The organism is Streptomyces bambusae (genome assembly GCF_019400985.1).
Lineage (GTDB): Bacteria > Actinomycetota > Actinomycetes > Streptomycetales > Streptomycetaceae > Streptomyces > Streptomyces bambusae_A.
Genome location: NZ_WTFF01000308.1, coordinates 1 through 8,637, shown reverse-complemented (window position 1 = coordinate 8,637; position 8,637 = coordinate 1). Strand labels below are relative to the sequence as shown.

The window sequence follows — 8,637 nt, the reverse complement described above, 5'->3', positions numbered from 1 at the left end:
CGGAGACCATCCCGCCCCGCCCCGACAGCGCCAGCAGCGCCCGGCTGCGCAACGCCACCACCCGCGCACCGTCCTCCAACGACAGACCACCCGCCACACACGCCGCAGCGATCTCCCCCTGCGAATGGCCGACCACCGCCGCCGGCTCCACACCGTGCGCACGCCACAACGCCGCCAGCGACACCATCACCGCCCACAGCACCGGCTGCACCACATCCACCCGCGCCAGCGCCACCTCGTCCGACAACACCTCCGAGAGCGACCACTCCACGAACGGCGACAAAGCCCGCTCACACTCCGCCATCCGCTCCGCGAACACACCACCCGACGCCCACAACTCCCGCCCCATCCCCACCCACTGCGACCCCTGCCCGGGAAAGACGAAGACGGGTCGGGCGGTGCCGCGGGCGCAGCCGCGTACGAGCTGCGGGCTCGGTTCGCCGGCGGCGAGCGCGGCGAGGCCGGCGGTGAAGCCGGCGTGGTCGGTGGCGAGGACGGCGGCCCGGTGTTCGAGCGCGGCGCGGGAGCGCGCCAGCGTCAGGCCGGTGTTGGCGAGGGGCAGGCCGGGGCGTTCGGTGAGGGCGGCCAGCAGGCGGTCGGCCTGGGCGCGCAGGGCGGTGTCGGTGGCGGCGGACAGCACCCAGGGCAGGGTGGCCGCCGGCGCGGAGGCCATCGACGCGGAGGCCATTGACGTGGAAGCTGCCACCGCGGGCACCTCCGCCGGGGCGGCGGACGGTTCGTCGTCGGGGGCCTGTTCCACGATGACGTGTGCGTTGGTGCCGCTGACGCCGAACGAGGAGACCGCGGAGCGGCGGCGCCGGCCGGTCTCCGGCCAGGACACCGGCTCGGTCAGCAGCGCGACGTCCCCGGAGGACCAGTCGACATGCGGGGTGGGCTCGCCGACGTGGAGGGTGCGCGGCAGCACGCCGTGGCGCATCGCCATGACCATCTTGATGACGCCGCCGACACCGGACGCGGCCTGGGTGTGGCCGATGTTCGACTTCAGCGAACCGAGGTGGAGGGGGCGGCCGACGGGCCGGTCCTGGCCGTACGTGGCGAGGACGGCCTGGGCCTCGATGGGGTCGCCGAGGGTGGTGCCGGTGCCGTGCGCCTCGACGGCGTCGACGTCGGCCGTGGTCAGGCCGGCGTTGCGCAGGGCCTGGCGGATGACGCGCTGCTGGGCGGGGCCGTTGGGGGCGGTCAGCCCGTTGGACGCGCCGTCCTGGTTGACGGCCGAACCGCGCAGGACCGCCAGCACCGGGTGGCCGTTGGCCCGGGCGTCGGAGAGCCGCTCCAGCAGCAGCAGGCCGACGCCCTCGCCCCAGCCGGTGCCGTCGGCATCGGCGGAGAAGGACTTGCAGCGGCCGTCGGCGGCCAGGCCCCGCTGCCGGGAGAACTCCACGAAGGTGGTGGGGGTGGCCATGACCGTGGCGCCGCCGGCGAGGGCGAGGGTGCACTCGCCGGCCCGCAGGGCCTGTGCGGCCAGGTGCAGCGCGACCAGCGACGACGAGCACGCCGTGTCCACGGTGACGGCCGGACCCTCCAGGCCCATGACGTAGGAGATGCGGCCGGACAGGACGCTGCCGGCGTTGCCGGTGCTGAGGTAGCCGTCGATGCCCTCGGGCACCTCGTCGAGGTGGGCGGCGTAGTCGTGGTACATCACGCCGGCGAAGACACCGGTCTCGCTGCCGCGGACCGAGACCGGGTCGATGCCGGCGCGTTCGAAGACCTCCCAGGCGGTCTCCAGCAGCAGCCGCTGCTGCGGGTCCATCGCGAGGGCCTCACGCGGCGAGATCCCGAAGAACGCGGCGTCGAACTCGGCCGCGTCGTAGAGGAACCCGCCCTCGCTGACGTACGAGCGGCCGGCGGCGTCCGGGTCGGCGTCGAAGAGGCCGTCGAGGTCCCAGCCGCGGTTCTCGGGGAACGCCCCGATGCCGTCCCCGCCGGTGGCGACGAGCCGCCACAGGTCCTCGGGCGAGCGGACGCCGCCCGGGTAGCGGCAGCTCATGGCGACGATGGCGACGGGGTCGTCGGCCGCGGTCCCCGCCGCCGCGGCGGCAGGGGCACCACCGGGTGCGCGGGCGGGTCCGGCCGTACCGGTCTCCGTGCTGTCCGTACCGAGCTGTGCGCTCAGGTGCTCGACGAGGGCGGCCGGGGTGGGGTAGTCGAAGATGAGGGTGGCCGACAGGCGCAGCCCGGTGTCGCCGGTCAGGCGGTTGCGCAGTTCGACGGCGGTGAGCGAGTCGAAGCCGAGGTCGGTGAACTGTTTTCCGAGATCGACCGGCCGGTCCGGGGCATGGCCGAGGACGGCGGACACATGGGTGCGTACCAGGTCGGCCAGCTGCCGCTCGGTCCAGTGCGTGCGGCCGCCGGCCGGGGCGGCGGAGGCCGCCGTGCGGCGGGCCGGGCCGCGGACGAGGGAGCGCAGCAGCGCGGGCGGGGTCGCGGCGGCCCCGGGCGGCGGGGTGAGGTCGAGGCGGGCGGGGACGAGGAGGGGCTCGTCGAACGCACCGGAGAGGTCGAAGAGTTCCAGCCCGTCGGCGGCGGACAGAGCGGCGACGCCGGAGCCGGTGATCCGGCGCCGGTCGTGGCCGGCCAGCCGCTCTCCCATGCCGCCGCCCTCTCCCCACAGGCCCCAGGCCAGGGAGACGGCGGCGCGCCCCTCGGCGGTGCGGTGCTGGGCGAAGGCGTCGAGGAAGGCGTTGGCGGCGGCGTACGCGGCCTGGCCCGGGGCGCCGAACACGCCGGCGGCGGAGGAGAAGAGCACGAAGGCCGCGAGGTCGAGGTCGCGGGTCAGCTCGTGCAGGTGCCAGGCGGCGTCGAGCTTGGGGCGCAGGACGGTGTCGAGGCGTTCGGGGGCCAGTGACCCGATGACGCCGTCGTCGAGGACGCCGGCGGCGTGCACGACGGCGGTCAGCGGCCGCTCGGCCGGGATCCGGGCGAGCAGCCGGGCGAGGTCGTCGCGGTCGGCGACGTCGCAGGCCTCGATGCTCACGTCGGCACCGGAGGCGCCGAGCTCAGCGGCGAGTTCGGCCGCGCCGGGGGCGTCGGCGCCGCGCCGGCTGGTCAGGACCAGGGCGCGGACGCCGTGTTCGGTGACCAGGTGCCGGGCCAGGAGCGCGCCGAGTCCGCCGGTGCCGCCGGTGATCAGCACCGTGCCGTCGGGGTTCCAGGCGCGGGCCGGGCCGGGGGCCGGGACGCGGGTGAGGCGTGGGGCGAGGAGGCGGCCGTCGCGGACGGCGAGCTGGGGTTCGTCCAGGGCGGTCAGGGCGGCCAGGGCGGTGGGCAGTGCGTCGTTCCCGAGCGGGAGCCCGTCCCCGGGGGCACCTGTGGGGGCAGCGGTGGGGGCCTCGGAGGCGTCGGCGCCGTCGAGGTCGAGGAGGCGGAAGCTGCCGGGGTTCTCGGCCTGCGCCGAGCGGACCAGGCCCCACACCGGTGCCCGGCCGAGGTCGTGGACCGGTTCGCCGGGCCGGGCGGCCACGGCGCCGCGGGTGACGAGCACCAGTTGTGAGGCGGAGCAGCGCGGGTCGGCGAGCCAGGCCTGGAGGAGTTCCAGGACCCGGTGGGTGCCCGTGTGCGCGTCGTGGACGAGGGCGCCGGCGGGGTCGCCAACGGCCGACGGGACGAAGGCGAGGACCGTGGCGGGCACGGTGTCGAGTGCGGCCAGGTCGGCCGCCGACCCGATCCGACACGGGGTCGCGTCCTGGGTCCCGTCCTTGGTCCCGTCCTGGATTCCGTCTTGGATTCCGTCCTGGGTCCTGCCCTGGGCCCCGTCCTGGATTCCGGCGGGTTCCGGCGCGGTGACGGGCGTCCACTCGACGCGGAACAGCGCGTCCCGGTGCCGGTGCGTGTGCTGCGCCGCGGCGGCGGCCGGGCGCAGGGCGAGCGCGGTCACCGTGGCCACCGGCGCCCCGGTGGCGTCGGCGGCGTCCAGGGCGACGGTGTCGGCTCCGGCCGGGGTGATCCGTACGCGCAGTTCCGCGGCGCCGGCCGCGTGCAGGGTGACACCGCGCCAGGAGAACGGCAGGCTGGCACCCCCGCCGGCGACGAAGTCGCCGAGGCCGACGGCGTGCAGGGCGGCGTCCAGCAGCGCGGGGTGGAGGCCGAAGCGGGCGGCCTCTGTGCCCTGCGGCAGGCGTACCTCGGCGAAGACCTCCTCGCCACGGCGCCACACGGCCCGCAGGCCCTGGAAGGCCGGGCCGTAGCCGAAGCCGAGGCCGGCGAGGTGCTCGTAGAGGCCGTCGACGGGGACGGGCTCGGCGCCCGCGGGAGGCCACTCGGCCGGCTCGGCCGGGGTGCCGGCGGCCGGGGTGCCGAGCGCGGGGCCCTCGGCGAGGACACCGGCCGCATGGCGGGTCCACGGCTCGTCGTCGTGCCGCCGGGAGTGGAAGGCCAGGGAGCGGCGGCCGTCGTCGTCCGCGGGGCCGACGGCGACCTGGAGCTGTACGGCGCCGCGCTCGGGCAGCACCAGCGGAGCCTCGATGGTCAGCTCGTCCAGGCGGGCGTGGCCGACCTGGTCGCCGGCCCGGACGGCGAGCTCGACGAAGGCGGGGCCGGGGACGAACACCGTCCCCGTCACGGCGTGGGCGGCGAGCCAGGGGTGGGTGGCCAGGGACAGCCGTCCGGTGAAGAGCACCTGGTCGGCGCCGGCGACGGTGACCATGGCCCCGAGGAGGGGGTGGTCGGCCGTGCTCAGACCGGCGGCGCCGACGTCCCCGGCGGTGGTGGTACGGGGCCAGTGGCGCTCCCGCTGGAAGGGGTACGGGGGCAGCTCCAGGCGGCGGCCGGGCAGCAGCGCGGCGGTGTCCACGGGCAGTTCGTGCGTCCAGGCCAGGGCGAGGGCGGCGAGGAAGGCCTCCGCCTCGGAACGGTCCTTGCGCAGCACGGGGGCCAGCAGCCCGGAGAACTCCTCCGGGAGGGACTCCGCCGCCATGGCGGCGAGCACGCCCTGCGGACCGAGCTCCAGGAAGTGGGCAACTCCCTGTTCGGCCAGGTGGGCGACGCCCTCGCCGAACCGGACGGCGGAGCGTACGTGTTCGGTCCAGTAGGCGGCCGAGAACTCGACGATCTGCTCACCCGTCACGTTCGACACGACGGGGATCTCGGGGGCGGCGTACGCCAGGGACTGCGCCACCTCGCGGAACGCGTCGAGCATCGGCTCCATCAGCGGCGAGTGGAAGGCGTGCGAGACGGTCAGCCGCTTGGTCTTACGACCGCGAGCAGCGAGGGTCTGCGCCACCGCCAGAACGGCGTCCTCGACACCCGAAACCACCACTGACTGCGGGCCGTTGACCGCGGCGATGTCCGTGCCTTCGGCCAGCAGCTCCCGGACCTCCGCCTCGGAGGCCCGGACGGACACCATGGCGCCGCCCTGGGGCAGCTCGCCCATCAGTCGGCCACGGGCCTCCACCAGCCGGCACGCGTCCGCCAGCGACAGCACACCCGCCACGTGTGCGGCGGCGATCTCACCGATGGAATGACCTGCCACGAAGTCCGGCCGCAGACCGAAGTGTTCGGCCAGCCGGAACAACGCCACCTCGACCGCGAACAGCGCCGGCTGCGTCACCTCCGTACGGTGAACCTCCTCGCCCCCGCCGAAGACGACCTCCTTAAGCGGGAACCCGAACTGCCCGCACACCTCGTCGAACGCCGCCGCGAACACCGGCTGGGACGCGTACAACTCCCGGCCCATTCCCGGACGCTGTGCCCCCTGACCCGAGAACAGGAAGGCCAGTTTCCGGTCGAGGGCCGGCGCGGACGCCTCCGCCGTGACGAGGTGCTCGCGGTCGTCCGCCGGTATCAGGGCGCGGTGGGCCAGGACCGGGGCGGCCGCGAGGGAATGGGCGAGGTCGGCCGGGTCGGGGGCGGGGGTCCGCTGCGCGAGGGAGCGGATCTGCTCGGCGCGGGCCCGGAGCGCCTCCGGGGTGTGGGCCGACAGCAGCCAGGGCAGTGCCTCGGGAGCCACAGGCGCGGGCGGGGTGGCGCCGGGCCGTGTGGGGGCGGCGTCCTCGGGGGCGGCCTGTTCGACGATGAGGTGGGCGTTGGTTCCGCTGACTCCGAAGGCCGAGACGCCGGCGCGGCGCGGTTCGCCGGTCTCGGGCCAGGGCCGGGCCTGCGCCAGGAGGGCCACGTCACCGGCCGACCAGTCCACGTGCGGGGTCGGCTCGTCCACGTGCAGGGTGGCGGGCAGGGTGCCGTGCTGGACGGCGAGGACCATCTTCATCACGCCGGCCACACCGGCCGCGGCCTGGGTGTGGCCCAGGTTGGACTTGACGGAGCCCAGGTAGAGCGGGCGGCCCTCCGGGCGGCTGCGCCCGTACGTCGCGAGCAGGGCGTGGGCCTCGATGGGGTCGCCGAGGGTGGTGCCCGTGCCGTGCGCCTCGACGGCGTCCACCATGTCCGGCGAGAGCCGGGCGGCGGCGAGGGCCTGGCGGATGACGCGCTGCTGGGCGGGGCCGTTGGGGGCGGTCAGGCCATTGGAGGCGCCGTCCTGGTTGACGGCGGAGCCGCGGATGACGGCGAGGACCGGGTGGCCGTGGCGGCGGGCGTCGGGGAGCTTCTCCAGGACGAGCAGGGCCGCGCCCTCGCCCCAGCCGGTGCCGTCGGCGGCCGCGGCGAACGGCTTGCAGCGGCCGTCGGCGGCCAGGCCGCGCTGGCGGGAGAACTCCACGAAGACGCGGGGGGTGGCCATGACGGTGGCACCGCCCGCGAGGGCCAGGGAGCATTCGCCGCGGCGCAGTGCCTCGGCCGCCAGGTGGAGGGAGACCAGGGAGGCGGAGCAGGCGGTGTCCACGGTGACGGCGGGGCCTTCGAGCCCGTAGACGTAGGAGAGCCGGCCGGAGAGCACGCTGGCGGCGTTGCCGGTGCCGACGTACCCCTCCACGCCCTCCTCGGGGGCGGCGCCGAACAGGGTGCCGTAGTCCTGGCCGTTGGTGCCGACGAACACGCCGGTACGGCTGCCGCGCAGGGCGGTGGGGTCGAGGCCGGCCCGGTCGAGGGCCTCCCAGGCGACCTCCAGCAGCAGCCGCTGCTGCGGGTCCATGGCCCGGGCCTCGCGCGGGCTGATGCCGAAGAACTCCGGGTCGAAGTCGGCGGCCGAGGTGAGGAACCCGCCGTCGCGGACGTAGCTGGTGCCGGGCCGGTCGGGGTCGGGGTCGTAGAGGGCGTCCAGGTCCCAGCCCCGGTCGGCGGGGAACGCGCCGAGGGCGTCCGTGCCGGCGGACAGCAGGGCCCACAACTCCTCGGGGGAGGTCACGCCGCCGGGGAAGCGGCAGCCCATGCCGACGACGGCGACGGGTTCGTGGGCGCGGTCCTCGGCGTCGCGCAGGCGCCGGTTGGCCTCGTCGAGGTCGGTCGTGACCCGCTTGAGGTATTCGAGGAGCTTGGTCTCGTTGGCTGCCATGTCAGCGGGTCCCGTATTTCTGGTCGATGTAGGCGAACAGGTCGTCCGCGGTGTCCAAGGCCGGCCGGTCCTCGCCGAGCGGGGCGTCCGGGCCGGGGGTGGGGTCCTCGCCGCCGCGGGCCCGGGCCAGCAGGGCCGTCAGGCGGGTCTCCGCCTCGGCCAGCAGGGCGGGGTCGCCGAGGGCGGCGGCGAGGGCGTCCTCCAGGCGGTCCAGGCCGGCGCGCAGCCGGGTGGCCGCCGTGCCGCCGAGCTCCTCGGCCAGGAAGGCGGCCAGGGCCTGGGGGGTGGGGTGGTCGAAGACGACGGTGGTGGGCAGGGCCAGGCCGGTGCGCGCGCCGAGGACGTTGCGCAGGTCGACGGCCATCAGCGAGTCGAAGCCGAGGTCCCGGAAGGGCTGGGCGGGAGCCACGGCGGCCGGGCCGCCGTGGCCGAGGACGGCCGCGGCCTGGGTGCGTACGAGGTCCAGCAGGGCCTCGGTGCGGTCGGCGTCGGGCAGCAGCGCGATGCGGTCGTGCCAGGCCGCGTCGTCGTCACCGGCCGCCGGTGCGGCGGCGCGGCGGGCGAGGGCCTCGGGGATGCCCGTGAGCAGGGGGCTGGGCCGGACGGCGGTGAAGCCGGGGGTGAACAGCTCCCAGTCGATGTCGGCGACCGCCACGGCGGCGTCGCCGTGGTCGAGGGCCTGGCGCAGGCCCGCCACGGCGGTGTGCGGGTCCATGGGGCGGACGCCGTGGCGGCGCAGCCGGTCGCCGACGGCCGCCTCGTCCTCGGCCATGCCCCCGCCGGCCCAGGCGCCCCAGGCGACGGCGGTGGCGGGCAGGCCGTCGGCCCGTCGCTGCTCCGCGAGGGCGTCGAGGACGGCGTTGGCGGCCGCGTAGTTGGCCTGGCCCGCGCCGCCGACGGCGCCGGCGAAGGAGGAGAAGAGGACGAACGCCGAGAGGTCGTGGTCCCGGGTCAGTTCGTGCAGGTGGACGGCCGCGTCGGCCTTGGGGCGGGCGACTGCGGCGAAACGCTCCGGCGTGAGCGCGTCGAGCACCCCGTCGTCGAGGACGCCGGCGGTGTGCACGACGGCGGTCAGCGGCAGTTCGGCGGGGACGGCGTCGATGACGGCGGCCAGGGCCTCGCGGTCGGCGGCGTCGCAGGCCGCGACGGTGACGCGGGTGCCGGCCGCGGTCAGTTCGGCGGCGAGGTCGGCGGCGCCGGGGGCCTGTTCGCCGCGCCGGCTGGTCAGGACGAGG

Annotated in this window: 2 protein-coding genes; both read right to left on the bottom strand. The window is 76.2% G+C overall.

Features of this window, described 5'->3' with window-relative positions:
- On the bottom strand, positions 1-7,402 hold a 7,402-nt coding region (locus GPJ59_RS29490; protein ID WP_219670917.1), incomplete at its 3' end, for a type I polyketide synthase.
- 1 nt (position 7,403) lies between these two features.
- Positions 7,404-8,637 (bottom strand): type I polyketide synthase (locus tag GPJ59_RS29485; protein ID WP_219670909.1); only part of this gene is annotated, 1,234 nt, incomplete at its 5' end.